The organism is Streptomyces milbemycinicus (assembly GCF_002154605.1).
GTDB lineage: Bacteria > Actinomycetota > Actinomycetes > Streptomycetales > Streptomycetaceae > Streptomyces > Streptomyces milbemycinicus.
The window spans coordinates 1-909 of the sequence record NZ_MUNE01000612.1; the positions used below are offsets into that span (position 1 = coordinate 1).

2 protein-coding genes are annotated in these 909 nt (G+C 71.1%); one reads left to right on the forward strand and one right to left on the reverse strand.

Translation table 11 applies throughout. The features are described 5' to 3' along the window. Nucleotides 1-393 (reverse strand): HEAT repeat domain-containing protein (locus CCN51_RS40395; RefSeq protein ID WP_425444792.1); only part of this gene is annotated, 393 nt, incomplete at its 3' end. Nucleotides 394-756: 363 nt separating this feature from the next. On the opposite strand from CCN51_RS40395, the gene CCN51_RS53805 reads away from it, so the two are divergent. Beyond that, on the forward strand, nt 757-909 hold a 153-nt coding region (locus CCN51_RS53805), incomplete at its 3' end, for a 3-hydroxyacyl-CoA dehydrogenase NAD-binding domain-containing protein (protein WP_143676036.1).

Sequence of the window (909 nt, forward strand, 5' to 3'; positions counted from 1 at the left end):
GCGGAGTTCGACGAGCAGGCGGATGGGGTGGAGGGAGTAGGCGGTGCGCAGCGGGTTGGTGGCCAGGGCGGCCGCGGCGCGGGCGGTGCGTGGATCGCCGAGCCGGGCCAGGACGCGGGCGGCGGTCGCGCAGCGGGCCGGTTCGCGGTAGTTGAGGAGGAGCACCAGGGTTTCGAAGGCGCGCCGGTCCCCCGCGCTGCCGAGCACGAACGCGGCGGTCTCCCGCGCCCACAGCGGCTGCTCGGGAGCGACGAGGATACGGGCGAGCTGTTCGCGGGCGGCGGGACTGCCCTGCCGTACGAGCGCGAGCAGCGACGCGTGGGCCCTGGTCTCCTCCGGGGATGAGAGCGAGGCCCGCACCCGGTCGGTCAGTACGCGGAATTCTTCGTCCATGTCGAGGTCTCCCCTCCCCGGTGACCGGCGCCCGGCGCCCCGGCGCGCGGGTCACAAAATGTGCCCTGGCATCTTGGTTACCCGCGAGTTAAACTGACGACACGAGCAGCACCCCTGCTCTGGCGGCCTGGTGACGCAGCCGCCGTGTGAAGTCGGTTCGGCAGTGCAGTTCTGTACGGCGTGGCCCCGGGACAGGGCCGGCCGTGTGTCTCCCACGGGCAGTTTGCTCCGTGTGGCGCTGTCCGTCAGGGAGCGTGCAAGCCCTTCCGCCGGAGTTTCGTGTCAGCCCGCCGCGCATGACCGAAAGCTCCTCTCAGTCGTCACATCATCCCCACTTCCGGGGAACACCCTCTGGAGTCCGCGATGGACCGTCTTACGACCAACGACGCCGGCCGTCCCTCCGGCCGTACGCCCTCCCCAGATCTCTCCCCCTCCTCGGCCTCGCTCACTACTGTCGCCGTCATCGGGCTCGGCACAATGGGCACCGGAATCGCCGAACTGCTGGCCCGCGCGGGC